At 59.3% G+C, this 23,281-nt stretch carries 19 protein-coding genes; 7 read left to right on the top strand and 12 right to left on the bottom strand.

Going from position 1 to position 23,281, the window contains the following annotated elements; all coding sequences use genetic code 11:
- The first annotated feature begins 412 nt into the window (after positions 1 to 412).
- From G5315_RS11175 to G5315_RS11165, 3 genes are all read left to right on the top strand, one after another.
- On the top strand, positions 413 to 1,900 hold the full coding sequence (locus G5315_RS11175; RefSeq protein WP_254204222.1) for a peptide MFS transporter: 1,488 nt from the start codon (positions 413 to 415) through the stop codon (positions 1,898 to 1,900).
- 693 nt (positions 1,901 to 2,593) lie between these two features.
- Positions 2,594 to 2,995, top strand: coding sequence for a hypothetical protein (locus G5315_RS11170; RefSeq protein WP_216952105.1), 402 nt, complete (start codon positions 2,594 to 2,596; stop codon positions 2,993 to 2,995).
- A gap of 12 nt (positions 2,996 to 3,007) precedes the next feature.
- Positions 3,008 to 3,979, top strand: a complete 972-nt coding sequence (locus G5315_RS11165; RefSeq protein ID WP_216952106.1) for an alpha/beta hydrolase — start codon at positions 3,008 to 3,010, stop codon at positions 3,977 to 3,979.
- A gap of 36 nt (positions 3,980 to 4,015) precedes the next feature.
- Here G5315_RS11165 and parC read toward each other — a convergent pair whose 3' ends face one another.
- The 11 genes from parC to nudF all read right to left on the bottom strand — a co-directional run bounded on the left by parC (position 4,016) and on the right by nudF (position 15,249).
- On the bottom strand, positions 4,016 to 6,310 hold the full coding sequence (gene parC, locus G5315_RS11160) for a DNA topoisomerase IV subunit A (protein WP_421333055.1): 2,295 nt from the start codon (positions 6,308 to 6,310) through the stop codon (positions 4,016 to 4,018).
- Between the two features lie 63 nt (positions 6,311 to 6,373).
- Positions 6,374 to 6,685, bottom strand: coding sequence for an antibiotic biosynthesis monooxygenase family protein (locus tag G5315_RS11155; protein ID WP_421333054.1), 312 nt, complete (start codon positions 6,683 to 6,685; stop codon positions 6,374 to 6,376).
- A 76-nt stretch (positions 6,686 to 6,761) separates the two neighbouring features.
- Positions 6,762 to 8,672, bottom strand: coding sequence for a DNA topoisomerase IV subunit B (gene parE, locus G5315_RS11150; RefSeq protein WP_421333053.1), 1,911 nt, complete (start codon positions 8,670 to 8,672; stop codon positions 6,762 to 6,764).
- Between the two features lie 115 nt (positions 8,673 to 8,787).
- Positions 8,788 to 10,794 (bottom strand): FUSC family protein, encoded by a 2,007-nt coding sequence (locus G5315_RS11145; RefSeq protein WP_421333052.1) that lies wholly within the window; start codon positions 10,792 to 10,794, stop codon positions 8,788 to 8,790.
- Between the two features lies 1 nt (position 10,795).
- On the bottom strand, positions 10,796 to 11,662 hold the full coding sequence (locus tag G5315_RS11140) for an HlyD family secretion protein (RefSeq protein ID WP_005343109.1): 867 nt from the start codon (positions 11,660 to 11,662) through the stop codon (positions 10,796 to 10,798).
- Entirely contained in the window at positions 11,655 to 11,882 is a 228-nt protein-coding gene (locus G5315_RS11135) for a DUF1656 domain-containing protein (RefSeq protein ID WP_421252210.1), read from the bottom strand. Before G5315_RS11135 ends, G5315_RS11140 begins: the two co-directional genes overlap by 8 nt.
- A 210-nt stretch (positions 11,883 to 12,092) precedes the next feature.
- Positions 12,093 to 12,716, bottom strand: coding sequence for an NUDIX hydrolase (locus G5315_RS11130; RefSeq protein ID WP_421333051.1), 624 nt, complete (start codon positions 12,714 to 12,716; stop codon positions 12,093 to 12,095).
- A gap of 2 nt (positions 12,717 to 12,718) precedes the next feature.
- Positions 12,719 to 13,306 carry a YqiA/YcfP family alpha/beta fold hydrolase gene (locus G5315_RS11125; protein WP_421333050.1) on the bottom strand — a complete coding sequence of 196 codons (588 nt, stop codon included), beginning with the start codon at positions 13,304 to 13,306 and terminating at the stop codon, positions 12,719 to 12,721.
- Between the two features lie 9 nt (positions 13,307 to 13,315).
- Positions 13,316 to 14,134, bottom strand: a complete 819-nt coding sequence (cpdA, locus tag G5315_RS11120; protein WP_421333049.1) for a 3',5'-cyclic-AMP phosphodiesterase — start codon at positions 14,132 to 14,134, stop codon at positions 13,316 to 13,318.
- Positions 14,135 to 14,156: 22 nt separating this feature from the next.
- Positions 14,157 to 14,606, bottom strand: a complete 450-nt coding sequence (locus tag G5315_RS11115) for a DUF1249 domain-containing protein (RefSeq protein ID WP_043826046.1) — start codon at positions 14,604 to 14,606, stop codon at positions 14,157 to 14,159.
- Position 14,607: 1 nt separating this feature from the next.
- Positions 14,608 to 15,249, bottom strand: a complete 642-nt coding sequence (gene nudF, locus G5315_RS11110; RefSeq protein WP_129503243.1) for an ADP-ribose diphosphatase — start codon at positions 15,247 to 15,249, stop codon at positions 14,608 to 14,610.
- 304 nt (positions 15,250 to 15,553) lie between these two features.
- Between nudF and tolC the strand changes: the two genes are divergently transcribed.
- Positions 15,554 to 16,876 carry an outer membrane channel protein TolC gene (tolC, locus tag G5315_RS11105; RefSeq protein ID WP_058057939.1) on the top strand — a complete coding sequence of 441 codons (1,323 nt, stop codon included), beginning with the start codon at positions 15,554 to 15,556 and terminating at the stop codon, positions 16,874 to 16,876.
- Positions 16,877 to 16,992: 116 nt separating this feature from the next.
- Here the strand turns inward: tolC and hldE are convergent, their stop codons facing one another.
- A complete protein-coding gene (gene hldE, locus G5315_RS11100; protein WP_421333048.1) occupies positions 16,993 to 18,420 on the bottom strand; it encodes a bifunctional D-glycero-beta-D-manno-heptose-7-phosphate kinase/D-glycero-beta-D-manno-heptose 1-phosphate adenylyltransferase HldE in 1,428 nt (475 codons plus the stop codon).
- A gap of 204 nt (positions 18,421 to 18,624) precedes the next feature.
- Here hldE and lpxL point away from each other — a divergent pair, with 204 nt between their 5' ends.
- From lpxL to G5315_RS11085, 3 genes are all read left to right on the top strand, one after another.
- Entirely contained in the window at positions 18,625 to 19,548 is a 924-nt protein-coding gene (gene lpxL / locus G5315_RS11095; protein WP_021231687.1) for an LpxL/LpxP family Kdo(2)-lipid IV(A) lauroyl/palmitoleoyl acyltransferase, read from the top strand.
- 626 nt (positions 19,549 to 20,174) lie between these two features.
- The gene (locus tag G5315_RS11090) at positions 20,175 to 22,097 is read left to right on the top strand and encodes a PTS mannitol transporter subunit IICBA (protein ID WP_421333047.1); all 1,923 of its coding nucleotides are present in this window, start codon (positions 20,175 to 20,177) and stop codon (positions 22,095 to 22,097) included.
- A 37-nt stretch (positions 22,098 to 22,134) separates the two neighbouring features.
- Positions 22,135 to 23,280 carry a mannitol-1-phosphate 5-dehydrogenase gene (locus G5315_RS11085; RefSeq protein ID WP_421333046.1) on the top strand — a complete coding sequence of 382 codons (1,146 nt, stop codon included), beginning with the start codon at positions 22,135 to 22,137 and terminating at the stop codon, positions 23,278 to 23,280.
- The last annotated feature ends 1 nt before the right edge of the window (position 23,281 follow it).

Raw genomic sequence — 23,281 nt, 5'->3', positions numbered from 1 at the left:
GCAACCCCTTCTCTTCCCGATATTTATTCACTCAATACCCGAGGATGAATAAACAACCTGCAATACAACAACTTGGCGCCAGCTGCGTTTCGGGACAACAAAGCGGGATGCAGATCCCGCTACAGCGCCATAATCGGCACCAAATAGCCGACTAGATCACATCAACCGTGTCGCAACCGCATGGTAAGTCGAGCTAAAACCACGACTCAATCACGCATAAAAAGGCGGAATAGATCAATAAAAAGCAATTAATCGCACCGGATTAAATTTCAGGTATGGCTATTTGCACCGCTTGGCCGCTAAATGACAGACCGGCCTTCAGACCAGCATGGAAGCGCACAAGGCTAGCCGGCAGCAGACCGGTACGCTCTCAGGACGAGTTATGATTTTCTTCTCTCACAGGAGACAGACCGTGAGCGCTTCGAATCAACACCCCACCATTCCCCCCGGCTCCGGGGCGCTGTTCTTTATCCAGACCTTCTCGACCCTGGGGTTTGCCGTGCTCTACTCCACCCTGGTGCTCTACGCCACCAAGCGGCTCGGCTTCAGCGAATCCCAGGCCAACGCCATGATGGGGGTCTTCGGTGCCTTCAACTATGGCCTGCACCTGTTTGGCGGCTATCTCGGCGGGCGCTACCTCAGCAACCGCAACCTGTTCGTGATGGGGATGGTGCTGCAGGTGATCGGCTGCTACTTCATCGCCGAGATGGGGATCACCGGCCTCTACTGGGGGCTCGCCATGTTCCTTACCGGCAGCGGCCTCAACGTCACCTGCCTCAACATGATGCTGACCCAGCGCTTCGCCCCGGATGATCACCGCCGCGAGAGCGCCTTCCTGTGGAACTACGCCGGGATGAATCTGGGCTTCTTTATCGGCTTCACGGTGGCGGGCTACTTCCAGCTCACCGAGGATTACCGCACCCTGTTCCTGTTTGCGACGCTGGGCAACATCATCGCCATTATTGCCACCTTCGCCTGCTGGCCGATTCTGGCGGATATCAGCACCCCGCTGCGCCACGTCAAAGGGAGCGGCTTCTACCGCCGCATGCTGGCAGGTATCGCCATTCTGGCCATGCTGGTGCCGGCGCTGCGCCTGCTGCTGACCCACGCCAGCTTCAGCGGCAGTTTTGTGCTGATCCTGGGGGCCGTGGTGCTGGTGCTGCTCTGCGTGATGACCGCCCGCCACCCGGACGCCGCCGAGCGCAGCCGCATGGTGGCCTACCTGATCCTCGCCCTCGGCTCCCTTATCTTCTGGTCGCTCTACCAGCTGGCGCCCATGGGGCTGATGCTCTTCTCCGAGCACAACATCAACCTCAACGTGTTCGGGCTGCGGGTCGCCCCCCAGTGGATCCAGAACATCAACACCCTCGTCATCGTCATCGGTGGCCCGCTGATGGCACTGCTGTTCAAGCGACTGCGCGAGCAGGGCTGGAATATCGACATCCCCTCCCAGTTTGCCGCTTCCCTGTTCTGCATGGGGCTCGGCATGCTGGTGCTGCCGCTCGGCATCCATCTGGCGGGGGCCGACGGGCTGGTCGCCTTCAAGTGGATCGCCATCAGCTATGTGCTGCAGAGTTTTGGCGAGCTGCTTATCTCCCCCATCGGCTACGCCATGATTGGCAAGCTGGCCCCCGCCAGCCTGCAAGGCCTGCTGATGGGCTGCTGGATGATGGTGACCGGCGTTGCCTCCGTGCTGGCGGGCTATGTCTCCAGCGCCATGCCGCAGAATATCGGCAGCTCTCCGGTGGCCACCAACCCGGGCTACAGCTCGGTGTTCAACATGCTCGGCTGGGGCTCGATGGCGGGCGGCGTGGTATTGCTCCTGCTGGTGCCCCGCCTGCGCCAGCTGATCGCCTCGAAAATCACCCCGCCTCCGGCGGCGACAGCCATTCCTGTCTAATCGGGTTCGGGCCAACCATTTCACTGGCCCCTGCCAGTGCGAACGGTTAAATCAGCAACGCGGCTGATAATGCAAAGGGCCCCGCCATCATGGATGGCGGGGCCCTCTCTTTTGGCGGGTTGGATGGTTCTTTTCAGGTTGGCAACCTTGCGCTTGCTATGGTGTTTACCCCTATCGTCGGCTCCCCTCACCCTAACCCTCTCCCAAGGGGAGAGGGGATCTGCACCTGCCACTCTGTAGCCGTAGCTGTCACGCTTAGCTATCACGCCATTCCACAGTCACTATCAATGGCTGCGATCTCTGCTCCCTTCTCCCACTCTTCGCCATAGATAAGGGGAGAAAGGTCGGGGATGAGGGAGGAGCAAACCATCGACAAGCAGCAGAACGTTAAAGAAAACAGAGAGAAGTAGGGTCGATTAGCGAAACGTAATCGTCCGCACCGCAATCTCGGTGGCTATGGACATAGAGATCAGCTGGAATGCATAAAGGAAGGCTACAACTGGTTTTCTCGATCATCTAACTACTCTTCGTTAATAAAACCTATAGCCCGTTCAGTAACAATTTTTTAAAGGTGAGCAACTCCATATTAAGTTTGAGTAAACATGACGTAACTCACACTTTAGCCTTTATACATTACATGATGGCTGACTATACTTATAGTCAGCATGTCTAAATAATAAAATGGGGGGGATAATGGAAAATATAAACATAGCATTTGATGCAATCAAGTTATATCAAGAACAATATGCTCAGGTCGATAAATTATGGGGATACTTCAGTGTTATCACTCTTGCGGTTGTGGGGTATGTTATTGGAGCAAAGGAAAAAGTACATTCTTTATTTGAAACCACCGTAATTGTTATTGCTTATTTAACTTTTTGCATTGGAAATCATTCTGCTCTTATTCTTGGGCAAGAGCAGTTACATCAATTCGCATATTATGCAGTAGAGATATCAAAACAGTCAGGAATGGATTTTTCTAAACTAAACCCTCTTGATGTCATATGGATAAAAACTTTCCATATTGTGGTTGCCATATCTGTTTCGATATCAGTATTTATTTTGACATTAATTAGAGCCAAAGGAAATAAATAGAGGAGACTATATATGCTATTTATAACCAACCGTTTTCCCAAAGGAAGTATTCAGAGCAAAGAAGGAAGAGCTTTTGATTTTGACTTGAAAAATAACGCTCCAAGTAACTCTGTTTTTTACTGTGAGAGGGATGATTCCAATGGTGACATCCATGAAATAGGAAGTAATAACTTACTAAAAAAACTTAAGACCTCAAAATACAGACAAATTCTCATTTATATTCACGGGTATTCTAATCTACCTAATGATGTATTTTCTGCTGCAGATGAATTCCAATCACTATGTAATATTAACAATGAAAATGAAGTGCTCGTTTTACCAATAATTTGGCCATGTGATAATGACATGGGAATTGTAAAAGATTATTGGGATGATCAAAAGTCAGCTGATGGGAGTGCTCTATCACTATCTCGAGCTTTAAATAAATTTATCGATTGGCGTAAAGGTAATGAATTGAGTGATGATCACTGTCTAAAGAGAATAAATGTGCTTGCTCATTCAATGGGAAATAGAGTGCTCAGAGAAACTTTATTTTCATGGAATAAATATGATTTATCCAATGGCGTACCACTTCTGTTCAGAAATACATTCCTCATTGCTGCAGATATCGAGAACGAATCGATACATCGCAATGAAAGGGCTCAGTACATATGCCATGCATCACGTAATGTAATTATATACTTTGCATCTGATGATTTGGCCTTACGCTCAAGTAAAATAGCAAATCTAAAAAACAATATAGCTTCAAGAAGGCTAGGGCACACAGGGCCAGAAAATATGTCTCTCACCCCCAACAATGTCTATGTTGTTGACTGTGATGATGTAAATACGAAATATGACCCACCAAAAGGCCACAGTTACTTCCGCAGTGGTGATAAAAAAGGTGTACCAGGCAAAGTCTTTGAACATATCTATTCTTGTCTCAAAACTGGCCGGGTTTTATCCAACGATGAAGAAAAAAGAATGACGATAATCAGAGATTAAAAATATTAAGGGCGCTTTTGCGCCCTTCTATATTAATCACCCTTCCTGATTTTCCCCGGCTACCGGCTCGGTGCCGGCGGCGGTTTCAATCTCGATGCGATCGACTCGCTGCAAACCGCGGGGCAATTTGGCGCCGCGGCGGCCGCGCTCGCCGCGGTAGTAGTCAAGGTCAGATGGTTTGAGGGTCAGCTTGCGCTTGCCGGCAAACAAGGTGACCGACTGGCCCTGCGGGATGACGGCGGCCATCACCACAAACTCCTCCCGCGCCTTCACCCGAGCCGACGGAATGCTGATGAGCTTGTTGCCCTTGCCCTTGCCGAGCACCGGCAGGGTGTTGAGCGGGAACAGCAGCATGCGCCCTTCGTTGGAGATGGCCATGCAGAGATCGGTCTCCGGCGAGCCGATCTTCTGGGGTGCCATCACCTGCCCCCCTTCCGGCACGGTGAGCAGCGCCTTGCCGTTCTTGTTCTTGCCGATAAGGTCGTCATAGGTGCAGACAAAGCCGTAACCGGCGTCGCTGGCGATCAGGTAGGGCTCGCCTTCGTTGCCCATCACCAGATGACGCACCTCTTCCCCAGCCCCCAGCGCAAAGCGGCCGGTGAGCGGTTCACCCTGACTGCGCGCGGATGGCAAGGTGTGAGATTCGAGGGCGTAGGTTCTCCCCAACGTGGAGAGGAACACCGCCTGCTGGTTGCTGCGGCCACAGGCGTGGGCCAGATAGCTGTCCCCCGCCTTGTAGGAGAGCCCCGCCACATCCACGTCGTGGCCCTTGGCGGCGCGCACCCACCCCTTGTCGGAGAGGATGACGGTGACCGGTTCGCTGGGAATAAGCTCTTTCTCGGTCAGCGCCACGGCGGTGGCACGCTCCACCAGCGGGGTGCGGCGATCGTCGCCGTACTTCTCGGCATCGGCCAGCAGCTCTTTCTTGAGCAGGGTGTTGAGACGGCGCTCGGAGCCCAGGATTAGCTCCAGCTTGTCGCGCTCTTCGGCCAGTTCGTTCTGTTCGGCGCGCAGCTTGAACTCTTCGAGTTTGGCCAGATGGCGCAGTTTCAGCTCGAGGATCGCTTCGGCCTGGGTCTCGGTAATGTTGAAGCGCTCCACCATCACCTTGCCCGGCTCATCCTCGGTGCGGATGATCTCGATCACCTCGTCGATGTTGAGATAGGCGATCAGCAAGCCTTCGAGGATGTGCAGGCGAGCCAGCACCTTGTCGAGGCGGAACTGCAGGCGGCGACGCACGGTCTCGCGGCGGAACTGGATCCACTCGCTGAGGATGGTCTTGAGGCACTTCACCTGCGGCCGGTTATCGAGGCCGAGGATGTTGAGGTTGACCCGGTAGTTCTTCTCCAGATCCGTGGTGGCGAACAGGTGGGCCATCAGCCCCTCTACATCCACCCGGTTGGAGCGCGGTACGATCACCAGACGGGTCGGGTTCTCGTGGTCCGATTCATCGCGCAGATCGGTGACCATCGGCAGCTTTTTCGCCACCATCTGGGCGGCGATCTGCTCCATGATCTTGGCGCCGGAGGCCTGATGAGGCAGCGCTGTGATGACGATGTCGCCATCCTCCTCGCTCCAGACCGCCCGCTGCTTGATGGAGCCTTTGCCGGTCTCGTAGATTTTGCGGATATCGTCGCGCGGGGTGATGATCTCGGCGTTGGTCGGGTAGTCCGGCCCCTGAATGTGCTGCATCAGTGCATCCAGCCCCGCATTGGGGTTGTCGAGCAGCTCGGCACAGGCGTAGGCCACTTCCCGCGCGTTGTGGGGCGGGATGTCGGTCGCCATGCCCACCGCGATACCGGTCACCCCGTTGAGCAGGATGTGCGGCAGGCGGGCTGGTAGCACCACCGGCTCCTTCATGGTGCCGTCGAAGTTCGGCGTCCACTCCACCGTGCCTTGCCCCAGCTCTGAGAGCAGCAGCTCGGAGAAGCGCGACAGCCGCGCCTCGGTATAACGCATGGCGGCGAAGGATTTGGGATCGTCCGGCGCACCCCAGTTACCCTGACCGTCCACCAGCGGGTAGCGGTAGGAGAAGGGCTGGGCCATCAGCACCATGGCTTCATAACAGGCGCTGTCGCCGTGAGGGTGGTACTTACCCAGCACGTCACCCACGGTACGGGCAGACTTCTTGTGCTTGGAGAGCGCAGACAGCCCCAGCTCGCTCATGGCGTAGATGATGCGCCGCTGCACCGGTTTGAGGCCGTCGCCGATATGCGGCAAGGCCCGATCCATGATGACGTACATGGAGTAGTTCAAGTAAGCCTGTTCGGTAAAGGTGCGCATTGGCTGGCGCTCTACCCCGTCCAGACTGAGCTCGATAGCATCACTCATGTGATAGTTCTCTTCATTATTTGGGTCGCGGCCTTGGCCGCAAAAAATCGAGGGGCGAGCACCTTACAGGCCGTAATCGCGCTCTACCCGTGCAATGCGTGTCTTGAAGGCGCTATACCACTTCTCACGTCCGAGCCGCTGGGCCTCTTTGTGCTCCAGCTCCGCCTTCCAATTGCGAATGGACTCGAGATCGCGCCAGTAGGAGACCGTGATACCCACTCCGTCACGCGCTGACTCCATACCAAGAAAGCCGCTCTGTCGCTGAGCCAACTCGACCATCCGTTCGGCCATCGCGCCGTAACCTGCATCCTCGCCAGTTCGCAGAGAGGTAAAAATCACTGCGTAGTAAGGGGGCTCGGGAGTATTGGCTATCATCCTGTCTCCTTGTATATGGCCGCACTCGCGAGAGTTAACGGCTCTTCCTGCCATTCAGGTCACGCACTTGACCGGCTTAGATGATGGCGAGGTTGCCCTTCTCTTCGAGCCATTCGCGGCGATCGCTCGCCCGTTTCTTGGCCAGCAGCATGTCCATCAGCTGCAGGGTCTCGTCAGCCGCATCCCCTTCACTCTCCCCTGCCGGATCCATGGTGAGCTGCACCAGACGGCGGGTGTTGGGATCCATGGTGGTTTCCCGCAGCTGTTTCGGGTTCATCTCACCCAGACCCTTGAATCGGGTCACCATCACCTTGCCCTTCTTCTTCTCGGCCTCGACCCGCTGCAGCACGCCGTTCTTCTCGTCCTCATCGAGGGCGTAGTAGACCTCTTTACCGATATCGATCCGGTAAAGCGGCGGCATGGCGACATAGACGTGGCCCTTCTCCACCAGCGCACGGAAGTGCTTCACGAACAGGGCGCAGAGCAGGGTGGCGATGTGCAGACCGTCCGAGTCCGCATCCGCGAGGATGCACACCTTGCCGTAGCGCAGGCCACTGAGGTCGTTGGAGTCGGGGTCGAGCCCGATGGCCACGGAAATATCGTGCACCTCCTGCGAGGCGAGCACCTGACCGGCCTCCACCTCCCAGGTGTTCAGGATCTTGCCGCGCAGCGGCATGATGGCCTGAAACTCGCGATCCCGCGCCTGCTTGGCACTACCGCCCGCGGAGTCACCCTCCACCAGGAACAGCTCCCCCTGCATGGGGTCGGCGCAGTTACAGTCGGTCAACTTGCCGGGCAGCGCCGGACCCTGGGTGATCTTCTTGCGCACCACCGTCTTGGCGGCGCGCATCCGGCGCTGGGCGTTGGAGATACAGATCTCGGCGATCTGCTCCGCCAGCTCGGTATTGCTGTTCAGGTAGAGGCTGAAGGCATCCTTCACCACGCCGGAGACGAAAGCAGAGCTCTGACGGGAGGAGAGGCGCTCCTTGGTCTGACCGGCGAACTGCGGATCCTGCATCTTGATGGAGAGAATGTAGGCGCAGCGATCCCAGATATCTTCCGGGGTCAGCTTGACCCCGCGCGGCAGCAGGTTGCGGAACTCGCAGAACTCGCGCATGGCGTCGAGCAGGCCCTGACGCAGACCGTTGACGTGAGTACCTCCCTGCGCAGTGGGAATGAGGTTCACATAGGATTCGGCGAGGCATTCGCCCCCTTCCGGCAACCAGCAGAGGGCCCAGTCCACCGCCGACTGTTCGGAGCTGAACGAGCCGATAAAGGGCTGCTCCGGCAGGCAGGTGTACTGCTTGACCGCGTCGATCAGGTAATCCTTGAGACCATCTTCGTAGCACCACTCCAGCTTGATGCCAGTGTTCTTGTCGAGGAACTTGATGGTGAGGCCAGGGCAGAGCACGGCCTTGGCTTTGAGCAGGTGTTCCAGCTTGGTGACCGAGAATTTGGGCGAATCGAAGTAGCTCGCCTGCGGCCAGAAGCGCACCCGGGTGCCGGTGTTGCGGCGGCCGCAGGTACCGGTGATGGTCAGCTCCTGCACCTTCTCGCCACGCTCGAAGGCGATGTCGTAGACCTGACCGTCGCGACGCACCGTCACCTCGACCCGATCGGAGAGGGCGTTTACGACCGAAATACCCACCCCGTGCAGACCACCGGAGAACTGGTAGTTCTTGTTGGAGAATTTGCCGCCCGCGTGCAGCTTGCAGAGGATCAGCTCCACCCCGCTGACACCCTCTTCCGGGTGGATATCGACCGGCATGCCGCGGCCGTCGTCGATCACTTCGAGGGACTGGTCTTCATGCAGGATCACCTCCAGATTGCGGGCGTGACCTGCCAGCGCTTCATCGACGCTGTTGTCGATGACCTCCTGGCCGAGGTGATTGGGCCGGGTGGTGTCGGTATACATGCCGGGGCGGCGACGCACCGGCTCAAGGCCATTGAGGACCTCAATGGCATCCGCATTGTATTGAGTAGACATGGAGGGCCTTGCGAATTGACGTTTGGGGAGAATCTTACTCGTTGGGAGGGTATTGGACAAACTTGGCTGCGGGAAAGGGTGATCCGGAGGGGATTGTGCCCCTCCCAAGGCTGTTTCAGCTCACTTCGGCGGGGCCCGGCAGCGCCTGTTGCAGCTGGGAGAGCGAACTTTGCAGCCGCCACACCATGCCTGCCAGCTCTCGCGCCGTGCCATCGCCATGGTTGGCCAGCCCCTGACTGATCCGCTGCAGCTCGGCCAGCGTGCGGTCGAGGGAGGTGTGCTGCACCCCCTGCTCGGTGAGGATCCCCTTCAGGCTGCGGATACAGTTGTCACGCACCAGATAGAGGGGGTGCTCGTCACCGCGCCACTGGCGCAGCTGCCAGACGATATGGCTGCAGTTGAGCAGCACCACGCCCCAACGCAGCACCCAGAGGCGGGCGGTCTGATCCTGACTCTGGCCGAGCTGGCTGATGCAGTGGTAGATCAGCGACTCGAACTGGCTCTCGCTCTGGCGCGGGGCCGGCTCCAGCTGATCCATGAAGTGGCGGCGCAGGGAGCGGATAATCCGGCGGCTCTTGCGCCGATCCGAGCTGGGTCGCAGCAGCTGAAACGCCAGCGCGGCGCTCATCACCCCCAGCATCTGGGCGAGGCTGCTGTTGATGAACTGCTGATAGTCGTAGCTGGGCGGATTGGTGATAGCGAGAAACGAGCCGAGCAGCACGATCATCTGGCCCCAGAGGCCCGCCTGCCGCACCTGCTGCTGTTTGCAGAGCTGCATGGTGAGCAGCGCCGGAAAGAGCAAGAGGCAGAAGAGCCAGAAGTCGTCGATGCGAATCATCAGGCCAAACTTGACCGCAAAGCAGATGAGACTGAGCAGCAGGATCGCCCTGAGCATGGTGTTGGCCCCCTGAGCCGGGGCCGGGGTCGCCGAGTAGAGCACGCAGCAGATGGAGAGCATGGTGAGCGCCGAGCTGCCCGCATCCCACTGACTGTTGATCCAGAAGGTGCAACCGAGCAGCACGCAGAGGAAGGTACGCCCGCCGTTATAGGCAGCCTCCAGCGTGTCGGTATGGCTGGTGAGAGAGGTGTGACGGGGCGGCGCCGGCCACTCCTGATCGTCGTAGCGGGTCAACCGGTCGAGCCAGCGCTGGCACTCCAGATAGATCCAGCAGAAGTGGCGCAGCCGCAGCAAAAAGGTGCGCAGCCGATAATCATGCTCGCTGGTCGGCATCAGGGGAGCCAGCAACCTCGCAACCCGATACTTGTCGCACCCAGGCTTGCCAAGCTCGGTCAGCAGAGTGGCGAGCAGCGCCTGAATGCCTTCCGGTTGTTCCGGCCAGTTGTGCAGCATGCGGCGCTGGCTGGAGATAAGGCTGATGAGCCGCAGGCGATGGAGCAGGAAGTTGAGCAGCCGGTTCTGGCGCCGCAGCCGGTGATGGCTCCAGACCGCCTGAATGCGCAGCACGTTCATGGTGAGGATCTGGCCGATCAGCCCTTCGTGGGAGCTGCGCACCTCGGGCGTCATCTCCCCCAGCCAGAGCAACTGGGCATGCTCCAGCAGGCGGGCTTGGCTCTTGCGCAGGGATTCCAGCAGGGTTTCGCTGTCCGAGGTGCTGGGCAGGATCATCATCATCAGACCGCCGCAGAGGATACCGATGATCACCTCGCTCACTCGCGCCTGGGCAATATCGAAGATATGGTGGGGATCCGCCACGTTGACGCAGGAGAAGGCGATGATGGCGGCGGTGTAACCGCCGAGGGCAAAGGCGTAGGAGACGTTGTTCTGATAGTGGTTGGAGATGTAGGTGCACAAGCCCAGCCAGAGGGCGATAAGGAAGCTGAACAGCCAGGGATCGCTGATGCCAAGACCGGTGATCACCACCGCCGCCATCGCCCCCATCAGGCTGCCAACCACCCGCCCCAGACTCTTGCTGATCACCCCGCCCACGGTGGGAAAACTCACCACCGCGGCCGAGCTCATCGCCCAGTAGGGGGAGTCGAGCTGCAGCACGAAGGCCAGCCAGAGCGACAGGCACATGGCCAGCGCGTTGCGCAGGGCATAACGCCACTGCCCCCCTGTCGCCTTCCCCCAGGGGGTGCGCAGCCAGAACGACTCGCTCACCCTACTCGCCAATGGTGATGGTGCAGGTGGTACCGGCGATCAGCGTCACGTCCGCCGGCACATCCAGCAGCTTGATCCGCACCGGTACCCGCTGGGCCAGCCGCACCCAGGGCACGTTCGGTTTGACGTCGATCAGCAGGCCGTTGCCGCCATCGACGCTCTGATCGTGGATGGCGCGTCCTATGCTCTCCACCTCGCCGCGCAACCGCTGTTCACCGCTGTAGAGCACCACTTCGGCCGGTTTGCCCGGCGCTATGTGGCCAAGCTTGGTCTCTTCAAAGTAACCCTGCACATAGAAGGAGTGAGTATCCACCAGCGCCACCAGCGGCACACCGGCGCTGGCGTAGTTGCCGACCCGGGTCTGCAGGTTGGTGATGTAGCCATCGCTCGCGGCATGCACCCGGGTCTTGGCCAGCGACCACTCCGCCTTCTCCAGATTGGCCTGTGCCACCTGATAGGCCGCCTGCATCGCCTGGGCATTGAGACGCGCCTCATCCATCGTCTCGGCGGAGATGACGCTGCGCGACAGGCCGCTGCGGCGGTTCGCCTCATGCTCTGCCTTGTCGAGATCCGATTTCGCCTTGGCCAGCGCCGCCCGGGCATTATCGAGGGCGATCCGGTAGGGCTCGGGGTCGAGCGTAAAGATCTCCTCCCCCGCCTTCACCAGCTGGTTGTCCTTCACCGCTATCTTGATGATCTTGCCCGACACCTCGGGGGTAATGCTGACCAGCTCGGCGCGCACCTTGCCATCCCGGGTCCAGGGCCCCTGCATGTAGTAGTTCCACAGCCACCAGCCCGCCGCCAGCGCCAGCGCGCAGACCAGCAGGGTAGAGAAGTATTTGAGGGTCGCGAGAGGTGATTTAGCCATGTAACAGCATCCATAGAGCGCCGCTGACGGCGAGGATAAAGAGGGAGAGATCCATTAGCAAGGGGTGCCAGACATCCCCGCCATAGAGCCAGTCGCGCAGCAGATGGTGCACCGGCAGCCAGCAGAGCAGGCCGAGCAGCACCGCCTTGAACAGCGGCGGAAAGTAGAGAGAGGCGCCCAGTACCAGATCCGGCAGCGCAGAAGGAGTTGTCACAAACATGCTCCCTGTTGGCAGTGAAGTTCAGAAGAGTTCGGCCATCCCCTGCCCCGGGCGAGGCAAAGTAAACAGGCCGCTAAAGATTAACACTGCCCCGCAGGGTGCAACAGGAACATATGAGCCCCTTTTGTTCAGGCCTGTCGATCCGCTGGATGGTGCACGTCATCGCGCGTCGGCACCTCCCCAGCTCGAACGGGTTCACGTCCTCTGATGTCAATCAAACAGGGTATCGCGCCGCCCCTGCAGCAAGTGCTCATGGAGGGTGCGCAACTGGGAGGCCACCACCCGATGGCAGGAGAGCGGGGGCAAGTTGTCGATGGGGAAGTACTCCGCCCCTTTGGTTTCATCGGTTTCGCCCAGCAGCTGGCCGCCGGTCACCTCGCACAGAAAGAAAGCCTTGTGGGCGTGAGGCAGCTGGGGCGGATGAGGATGTTTTAGCTTGTCGAACAGCGCCAGCAGTTGCACCGCACGGCACTCAAGGCCGGTCTCCTCCACCACTTCACGCACCACGGCATCCGCCGGCGAGTCACCGATATCGCACCAGCCACCGGGCAGAGTCCAGCAGTCGTCGCTGCGCTCCTGTACCAGCAGGATATGGCCCGCATCGTTCTGAATGAAGGCCCGCACATCGAGCTTGGGGGTGGGATAACCGCTGTCGAGGGCAATCCAGTCGCTAATGGCTTCCGGCGCCAGCTCGCTCTGGTTGGCGATAAGGGCCACGGTGGCCGCTCGCAGCGCCTCGAAACGGCCGATATCGAAGGGATCTTTGGAGTAGGTGAGGCCCGCTTGCGCCGTGGCCAGTACCTGTTCCAGAAAGGCGGCCAACGGCGGTTGCATGATTAAAGCCCGAGGAAACGGATAATCTGGGCGGGGTAGCGCTCGAACGCCACAAAGGCGTGGTCGCCGCCGCACTCCAGCGAGAGACGGGCAAAGCGGTACTCGTCCAGCGCCTTGCGGTAGTCAAGCACCTCGTCCTCCTGCTGTTGCAGCACCCAGAGTCGCTCGGGGGCGGTCACAGGCACTGCCAGCGCTCGCAGCTCGTCCATATGTTCAGGCAGCAGCTGATACTGCTCCCCCGTATAGGGATTGGTCTGGGGGCCGAGGTAGTCACAAAGGAGCTCGTGGGGGCGCACCGCCGGATTGATCAGTGCCGCGCGGCAGCCGTACTGCTCGCTGACCCGGGTCGCCATAAAGCCGCCGAGGGAGCTGCCCACGGCGCCAAGCTTGAATTCGTTGCCATAACGGCTCTGCAGATCAGCGATGGTCTGCTCGATGGCCGCCCAGGCCGCCGCCGGGGTGTTGGGCTGGGCCGGGATCACCACCTCGATATCGGATCTGTGTTCTGCCACCCAGGCAGCCATCTGCTGCGCCTTGGCTGAACCGGGCGAGGAGTTGAAACCGTGCAGGTAGAGGAGAACGGGCTGCATGGATACTCCTCAATAACCGGTGGCATTGGGGTCGGGCACAAACTGCCCCACCGGCAGACGCCACACCTGGCTGGCGATACGACCATCCGGGTAGAGGGTGAGATAGCGCCAGCCCGGGCCTGACTCGTCCAACGCGAAGCCATCAGAGAGGGGTTTGAACTGGATGCAGGTCGATGGGCTGGCAATCAGCCGTACGCCGCGGTGCACCTCGTCAAACTCCTGATGGACGTGGCCAAACAGGATGGTCTTCTGCTGCGGGTGACGGGCCAGCACGGCAAACAGATCATCGGCATTCTTGAGATTGTGCTGATCCAGCCAGGCACAGCCCACCGGCACCGCCTGATGGTGCAGGGCGATAAGGGCGTGGCGATCCGGATACTGACGCAGGGCGCGGTCGAGCGCCTCCAGCTGGTGATCGCCGATCATGCCGTGGGGTTTGCCACGAACCTGGGTGTCGAGCAGGATCACCTGCCAGTGGTCGCCCACCAGCTGTTTGGATTCACTGATCCCGGCGGCATGGAGATATTCGGTCATCAGCGGGCTGTCATCGTGATTGCCGGGCAACCAGTAGATGGGGCGGCCAAGAGGCGCCATCATGGAGGCGAAGCGCTGATAGGACTCCGGGCTGTGATCCTGCGACAGGTCGCCAGTCGCCAGAATCACCTCGTAGGGATGGTCGTTGGCCTGCACCCGCTCCAGCACCGCAGCCAGACTCTCGGCGGTGGGCACAGCCAGCAGCCGACCCTCGGCACTGGCAAAAAGATGGGTATCAGTAATTTGCAACAGGCGCACACTGCCGTCCTGCGCCTGGGGGAGCTCTGTTTCCAAAATCACGCTTCTTTTTATTTGTTCAACTGGATATATTGATCGGGCTGGTACCATGTCTGAGACAAAATTTTAGCCATTCGGCCAGAAACAGATTTACCTGCTCCTTTTCGTCCCGCTGGTGCATCTTTTTATTGGGATAATCATAACGTGGTTGCAAACGGGAAATCTGTTGCGCTGCACACACTTCCGCCATCCGCACATCATGATACAAACGAATCTCTATCTGAGCTTGTAAATATTCGGGCAATTCGGGGTTGTGCTGGCTCAGGATCACCTGATTGGTGAAACGACTCTCGCCAATGATGGTGAGCTGGAACTGCAGATCGTTGCCGACCCGATAGCGGCGCTCGGCGCCGACTTCCCCATCTGGCGGCAGCAGTTTCATCAATGCCATGTAGTTGACCTCGCAGGTACGCTGCAAGGACATCAGATCAGGCACATAGCGCTTGCTCTGTTGCAGGGTCAGCGCCACCTCAGCGATCCGCCAGCCAGCGGGCGCGCAGCTCGCCATGGTTGAGGGCCAGCCACTGCAGGGCAATGACCGAGGCCGCATTGTCGATGCGTCCCTCTTTGAGCCAGGCGTAGGCCTGTTCGCGGCTCACCACGTGCACCCGGATATCCTCGCCCTCATCGGCCAGCCCGTGCAGCCCTTCGGCCTTGCTGGCATCCACTTCGCCCACATAGACCTCGATCCGCTCGGTGCTGCCACCTGGGCTCACCAGATAGCTGATGGCGTGTTCGCAGCGGGCCACCTCGATCCCGGCCTCTTCCACCGCTTCGCGGCGCACTACCGCCTCGGCGGTCTCACCTTCGTCAATGATGCCGGCCACCAGCTCCAGCAGCCAGGGGGTCGGGCTGGTCTCCATGGCGCCGATACGGAACTGCTCCACCAGCACTATCTGGTCGCGCACCGGATCGTAGGGCAGCAACGCGGCGGCATGGCCCCGCTCGAACAGCTCGCGCACGATGGGCTGATTCCAGCCGCCAGCAAATAACCGATGCTGCAGACGATAGACATTCACCTTGAAGAAGCCGTTATATCCAGCTGATTTTTCAATGATTTTCACATCATCGGCGGCGTAATGCCGATCTTGCGGCAAGGGTTGCTGCGACATCCGGGGCTCCCGTCAGCTTGACTTGTATCAGTTTGACCATAAAATCCGAGGAACATGAATGAACGTTCATTCACTCGGCGTGCCATGGTAATGAGGGGTGGATTTTAGCAGCCACAGACCATTTGGCTAGGCGCGCGGGGAGAAAACTGCGTCCGGTTCTTGACGTTCCCGTCACCGGACCTGAGACTCTTAGCATTAAATTTTGCTTATAGTAGAGTGATTAAGCTGCAATCAAGCTTGGTCGGTGACAATATTTGCCTCTCCAGCAACCAGTTTGGGTTACTACATAAGGTTAAAACGATCTATGAAAAGAACACTTTTGTCAGTCATGGTGTTGCTGGGCGTCAGTGCCGGTGCCCATGCCGAAAACCTGCTCGACATCTACCAGCAAGCCCAGATCAAAGACCCGCAGTTGCTGCAGTCCAAAGCCGTTCGCGACCAGGCCTTCGAGAAGATCAACGAATCCCGTGCCCCTCTGCTGCCCCAGATCGATCTGGGTGCCGGGCTCAATTATCTGCAAAACAAGAACGATACCCAGAGCAATACCAACGCCAAGGGCGAGGTGACGCTGTCGCAATCCCTCTATCGTCGCAGTAACTGGGTCAATCTGGATATCAGCGAGAAGCAGGCCACCCAGTCAGATGTCGCCTACAACCTCGAGATCCAGAACCTGATGGTACGCACCGCCAAAGCCTACTTTGATGTGCTCAAGGCGATGGATACCCTGGAGTTCGTTCGTGCCAACAAGGTTGCGGTAGAGCGTCAGCTGGAGCAAACCCAGCAGCGTTTCGAAGTGGGCCTGACCGCCATCACCGACGTCCATGAAGCCGAAGCCTCCCGCGACCAGGCGCTGGCTGACGAGATCAATGCCGAAAACTCGCTGGACAACAGCTACGAGACCCTGCGCGAGCTGACCGGTATCGATCACCGCAATCTGGACGTGCTGAACACAGATCGTTTCAGCCCGCAGAAGACCGCCTTCGGCTCCGACAAGTGGCTGGAGCTGGCGCTGGACAAGAACCTGCAACTGCACAGTGCCCGCATCAGCAAGGACATTGCCAAGGAGCAGATCGATCTGGCCAAAACCGGCCATGAGCCGACGCTGGATCTGGGTGCCGGACTGCAAACCAGCAATACCGATTACAAGCTGGATAGTATTCAGAGCGGCGGCAATGACAATCAGGCCAATATCGGTCTGACCTTCAAGCTGCCCATCTACAGCGGTGGCGCCACCAGCTCCAAGGTGAAACAGGCTCAATACAACTACGTGGCGGCCAGCGAACTGCTGGAGAAGAACTTCCGCTCGGTGCAGAGCACAGTGCGCTCCTCCTACAACAACGTGAACGCCAGCATCGGCTCGGTGCGCGCCTACAGCCAGTCTGTGGTCTCCGCCGACAGCGCCCTGAAGGCGACCGAAGCCGGCTACGAAGTGGGTACCCGTACCATCGTCGACGTGCTGGACTCCACTCGCAAGCTGTACGAGGCCAAGCAGAAGCTCTCCGAAGCCCGTTACAACTACATCCTCAATATCCTGAGCCTGAAACAGGCTGCCGGTATTCTGGAAGCGCAGGACCTGGTGGAAGTGAACCAGGGTCTGATGCCTGCCACGGCAAAAGCCAAAGGCTGATAGCCGCTATCGGGCATGAAAAAGGCGACCGCAAGGTCGCCTTTTTGTTATCCGTATTTCTGCCGGTTTGCTACCGCCGATAATGAGCCCCGCCAGATTGCGGGGCCAGCAGAACGTTAGCCACGCTCGCGGATCGTCTTGATGATGTCGGTGGTGGAGCAGCCATCCTCGAAGTTGAGAACGCGCACCTCGCCGCCATTGGCGGTTACCTCGGCGTAACCGGCGATATCTTCCGGCTTGTAGTCGCCGCCCTTGACCAGCAGATCCGGCAGGATCTCGGCGATCAGACGCTGCGGGGTATCCTCGGAGAAGGGCACAACCCAATCCACCGCGCCCAGCGCAGCCAGTACGGCCATGCGGCGCTCGGTCGGGTTGACCGGACGACCCGGCCCTTTCAGACGGCGAACCGATTCGTCGGTATTGACCGCCACGATCAGGCGATCCCCCAGCTTGCCCGCGTTGGCCAGATAGGAGACATGGCCGGCGTGCAGGATGTCGAAGCAACCGTTGGTCATCACCACCTTCTCGCCGCGCAGACGGGCGGCACGAACCGCCACTTTCAGTTGGGCTTCAGACATGACGCCGAAGCCGGTCTCCTGCTCGGTGTAGAGGGCGTTGGCCAGCTCGACAGGACTGACGGTAGAGGTACCCAGCTTGCCGACCACGATACCGGCAGCGGTATTGGCCAGCGCACAGGCTTCGTCCAGGCTCTTGCCTGCCGCCAGCGAGGTGGCGAGGGTAGAGATCACGGTATCACCGGCACCGGTCACATCGTAAACCTCATGGGCCTGAGCTGGCAGATGCAGCTCTGGCTGACCTTCGCGGATCAGGGTCATGCCGTTCTCGGAACGGGTGACCAGCAGGGCATCCAGCTCGAAACGCTTGACCAGAGCCAGCCCCTTGGCGACCAGCTCCTCTTCGCTCTTCACCTTGCCCACCACGGCCTCGAATTCGGACATGTTGGGGGTCAGCAGAGTGGCGCCGCGATACTTCTCGAAGTCGGTCCCCTTGGGGTCGACCAGCACCGGAATACCGGCGGCTCGGGCGCGCTGGATCATGCCGGGTACGTCGTTGAGAGCACCCTTGCCGTAGTCGGAGAGGATCATCACGTCGCTATTCGGCAGCGCCTGCTCGACCTTGCTCATCAGCAGGGTGGCATCGACGGAGTGGAAGGGCTCTTCAAAGTCCAGACGCAGCAGCTGCTGGTTGCGGGACAGCACCCGCAGCTTGGTGATGGTCGGAAAGTCGGCCAGACGAACGAAATCACAGGCCACCTTGACGCCAGCCATCTGGCCAGCCAAAGCATCGGCAGCCTCGTCCTGACCGGTCAGGCCAAGCAGCACGGCGTGGGCGCCCAGCGCAGCGGAGTTGAGGGCCACGTTGGCCGCGCCACCGGGACGCTCCTCAATGTGTTCAACCTTGACCACGGGCACCGGCGCCTCGGGGGAGATCCGACCGGTAGGGCCATGCCAGTAACGGTCCAACATGACATCGCCAACGACCAGAACGCGGGCTTTTTCAAAATCGGGCAGGGTGATCTTCATCTGTATCGACTCTCAAAACCTGAAAAATCAGCGGGCGATTTTATCACACTCTTTTGTCCGGTGTAGAAAAAGCCGACCGCAGATGCCGCCGCTGTCACGCTAACCGGACGCAGGCTACCCCTCTGACCAGCACACAGCCATTCGCCCCCGCCCCCCCTTTTCGGCTAGAATCCCCCGATTGTGTTTGCGAACAAGAGATTAGCCATGGCCCATGACAACGCTCCCCGCCTGGAGCCCCGCCTGTTTCATCCCCGTTACTGGGCCAGCTGGTTCGGCCTCGGCCTGCTCTGGCTGCTGACCCTGCTGCCGTGGCGTAGCCAGATGTGGCTGGGCCGTCAGCTCGGTCGTCTCGCCGCCAGGATATTGAAGTCCCGGGTCAAGATTGCCCGTCGCAATCTGGAGCTGGCGATGCCCGAGCTGACCCGGGATGAGCGGGAGAAACTGCTTAAGGCAAACTTTGAGAGCGTGGGCTGCGCCGTGTTCGAGGTGGGTATCGCCTGGTTCTGGCCAGACTGGCGGATGCGCAACCTGATGAAGGTGGAAGGGGAAGAGCACGTCATCGCCGCCATGGAAAAAGGTCAGGGCATGCTACTGCTCTCCTGCCACTTCCTGACGCTGGAACTCAACGCCCGCTGTTTCGGGCTGGTACGCCCCGGGGTCGGGGTCTATCGCCCCAACACCAACCCGGTGCTGGAGTATGCCCAGTACCACGGTCGCTGCGCCTCCAACAAATATCTGGTAGACCGGATGGACGTGAAGGGGATGATCAAGGCGCTGCGCAACGGTGACGCCCTCTGGTACGCGCCGGATCACGACTACGGCAGCCACGCCAGTGTGTTCGTGCCCTACTTCGCGGTAGAGCAGGCGGCCACCATCACCGGCACCGCCACCCTGGCGCGGGTGAAAAATACCGTCACCCTCCCCTGCTACAACATCCGCACCAGCGAGGGTTACACCCTGCATATCGGCGCGCCCCTTGCCGACTACCCGAGCGGAGATGACATGGTTGATGCCGCCCGCGCCAACCGCGAGATTGAAGCCGCCGTGCGCAAGGCGCCGGAGCAGTACATGTGGCTCCATCGCCGCTTCAAGACCCGCCCCTCTCCCGAGGATGCCGGCTTCTACTGAGCCGCCGCCTCGACAGGGGCCAGCTCGCAAAAACTGACAAACCGCCTGCTGGCGGTTTGTTTTTATCTGCTATCAGCCCTGCACGGCAAGCAAGCTACCGAAACATCATTGGCGCAATCCCCCTCGGCACTTTCCCTCAACTCTCCACCAGCCAGCAGCAAAAGAGAGCTCATCACCAACCGTAAAAACTGAAAGCGGGTTACAAATTTATTGATTCATTGGTAAGCAATGGAGTATTTCGATAAATCCATCGCCACTACCCACTGATGAGTAATTGAGTGATTTGTCCCATTCGAATACAAAAACTAAATTTGTGATGCAAATCACCTTTGTGCGAAGGAGCGGCAAAGCTGAGATGGTGATCTAAATCACAAAAAATGGTCATTCAAAACAGAAAATATCGAAATGTAGCCGAATTACAGCATGTGAATGTGACACAGATCACTGGTTCTGGAGGGGGCATGACGGGGTATCTGAGAGGTGGATCACAAGATACCCCGTTTTCAGCCTAATTTGATATCAAGCTGGTAGATTGAAGTTGCTTAGACGACCGGGATGGAGGTTCGGCAAAACCGGCCATCCCTACTACCACTTTTAATCAAACAGGCTTAAAACGGGGTCCCGACATGTTATCACCGGATACCAAAGTCAAGATACAGAATTTTGGACGCTTCCTGTCCAATATGGTCATGCCCAACATAGGCGCCTTTATCGCCTGGGGCTTTATCACCGCCCTCTTCATCCCCACCGGCTGGCTGCCCAATGAAACCTTGGCCAAGCTGGTCGGCCCCATGATCACCTACCTGCTGCCGCTGCTGATCGGCTACACCGGTGGCAAACTGATGGGTGGTGAGCGCGGCGGCGTGGTCGGTGCCATCACCACCATGGGTGTCATCGTGGGAACCGATATCCCGATGTTTATGGGCGCCATGATGGTCGGCCCGCTCGGTGGCTGGGCCATCAAGCGCTTCGACAAGGCGATGGATGGTCGCGTCAAAAGCGGCTTCGAGATGCTGGTCAACAACTTCTCCGCCGGCCTTATCGGCATGCTGCTGGCGATCCTCGCCTTCTTCGTGATTGGCCCCTTCGTCAAGGTGCTCTCCGGCCTGCTGGCCGGTGGTGTCGGCTTCCTGGTGGACAACCACATGCTGCCGCTCACCTCCATCTTCGTCGAACCGGCCAAGATCCTGTTCCTCAACAACGCTATCAACCACGGCATCTTCTCGCCGCTGGGGATCCAGCAGGCGACCGAGCACGGCAGCTCCATCTTCTTCCTGATTGAAGCGAACCCGGGCCCGGGCATGGGCGTGCTGCTGGCCTACATGGTGTTCGGTCGTGGTGCTGCCAAGCAGTCCGCTGCAGGTGCCTCCATCATTCACTTCTTCGGCGGCATCCACGAGATCTACTTCCCATATGTGCTGATGAACCCGCGCCTCATTCTGGCTGTGATCGCCGGCGGCATGACCGGGGTCTTTACCCTGACCCTGTTCAATGCAGGTCTGGTCTCCCCCGCGTCGCCGGGCTCCATCTTCGCCGTGCTGTTGATGACGCCGAAAGCCTCCCTGATCGGGGTCGCCCTCTCCATCATCAGCGCCACTCTGGTCTCCTTCCTGGTCGCCGCCGTATTCGTTCGCGCCCAGCAGCCGGAAGCCGACGAGGCCGATGCCCTCGGTGAAGCCACTCGCAAGATGAAAGCCATGAAGGGCGGCAAGCCCGAAACCGCAGCGGCCAAGAAGCCGGGCGGCGAACTGATGGCAGTGCGCAATATCGTAGTGGCCTGCGATGCGGGCATGGGTTCCAGCGCCATGGGTGCCGGCATGCTGCGCAAGCGGGTACAGGCCGCCGGGCTCGATATCAGCGTGACCAACCGCGCCATCGATCAGCTCGACGATCAGGTGGACTGGGTCATCACCCACAAGGATCTGACCGAGCGGGCCCGTCGCCACGCGCCGCACGCTCACCATATTTCCCTGACCAACTTCCTCGACAACGGCCTCTATCAGGAGCTGGTTCAAAGCCTGAGCCAGGCCGCCAACGATGATGTCGCCAACCCGCAACTGTTGGTGGCGGCCAACGACGACAGCTACGAGCCGCAGGCCGCCGAAGTCTTTACCCTGAGCCGTCATGACGTGCATCTGGGACTGAAAGCGGACAGCAAGGAGGCCGCCATCCTGACCGCAGGCCGACTGCTGGCGGAGCGGGGCTACGTGGCGCCCGACTACGTCAACGCCATGCTGGAGCGCGAACAGCTGGTCTCCACCTACCTCGGCGAATCCATCGCCGTGCCTCACGGCACCATCGCCGCCAAGGAGTTTGTGAAGCGTACCGGCATCGTCATCTGCCAGTACCCGGCCGGGGTAGCCTTTGGCGAAGCTGCCGATGAGGTGGCGCGGCTGGTGATCGGCATCGCCGCCCGCAACGACGAACACATGCAGGTGATAACCCGCCTGACCAATGCACTGGATGAACCCGGTCTCATCGACCGGCTGGCCAGCACCACGGATCCCCAGGCCTTCCTGGATCTGCTGGGTGCCGAACAGGCTGCGTAATCATCTTTCATAGTCTTTGGTTCAAGAGGTTAATATCATGAAAACATTACATTTTGGTGCTGGTAACATCGGTCGCGGCTTTATCGGTAAAGTGCTGGCAGATGCCAGCCATCAGGTCACCTTCGCCGACGTCAACGACATCCTGATCGACCAGCTCAACCACCGTCAGGAGTACAAGGTTCATGTGGTAGGGGCGGATCAGAAACTGGACGTGGTGCGCAACGTGGCGGCGGTGAGCTCCGCCGGTCACGAGGTGATCGCCCGTATCATCACTGCCGATCTGGTCACCACCGCGGTCGGCCCCAACATTCTGGACAAGATTGCCAGTACCCTGGCCAAGGGGCTGCAGGCCCGCTTCGATGCCGGCAACCTGACACCGCTGAACGTCATCGCCTGTGAAAACATGGTGCGCGGCACCAGCCACCTCAAGCGGGAGGTACTCAAGTACCTGCCGGTCGCGTATCATGCCACGCTCGAATCCTGTATAGGCTTCGTCGACTCGGCGGTGGATCGCATCGTACCGCCCGCCACGGCTGCCAACGATGATCCGCTGGAAGTGACGGTAGAGAGCTTCAGCGAGTGGATCGTCGACCAGACCCAGTTCAAAGGTGAGCTGCCACAGGTGGCTGGCATGGAGCCAACCGACAACCTGATGGCCTTCGTCGAGCGCAAGCTGTTCACCCTCAACACTGGCCACATCGTCACCGCCTATCTCGGCAAGCTGCGGGGCTACCGCACAGTGCGCGAGGCGATCGAGGATCCGGTGATCCGCAGCAAGGTGCGCCGCGCCATGGAGGAGAGCGGTGCCGTGCTGGTGAAACGCTACGGCTTCGACCCGCGCCTGCACGCCGCCTACATCGAGAAGATCCTGGCCCGCTTCGCCAACCCCTATCTGGTGGACGAGATTGACCGGGTCGGTCGTCAGCCGCTGCGCAAGCTGGCGGCGGGAGATCGGCTGGTGAAGCCGCTGCTGGGCACCTTGGAGTACAGCCTGCCGAGCGATCAGTTGCAGGAGGGGATCGCCGCGGCGCTCCACTATCGCAATGCCGATGACCCGCAGGCGGTGGAGCTGCAAGCCCTGCTGGCGGAGCTTGGCCCGGCCAAAGCGCTGGCCCGCGTCACCGGACTGGATGAAGAGAGCGAAGTGGTTCGCGCCATCGTCGCCCGTTACGAAACCCTGTAAT

Source organism: Aeromonas sp. 603607 (genome assembly GCF_049171595.1).
GTDB lineage: Bacteria > Pseudomonadota > Gammaproteobacteria > Enterobacterales > Aeromonadaceae > Aeromonas > Aeromonas veronii.
This window is presented reverse-complemented; position numbering and strand designations above follow the sequence as displayed.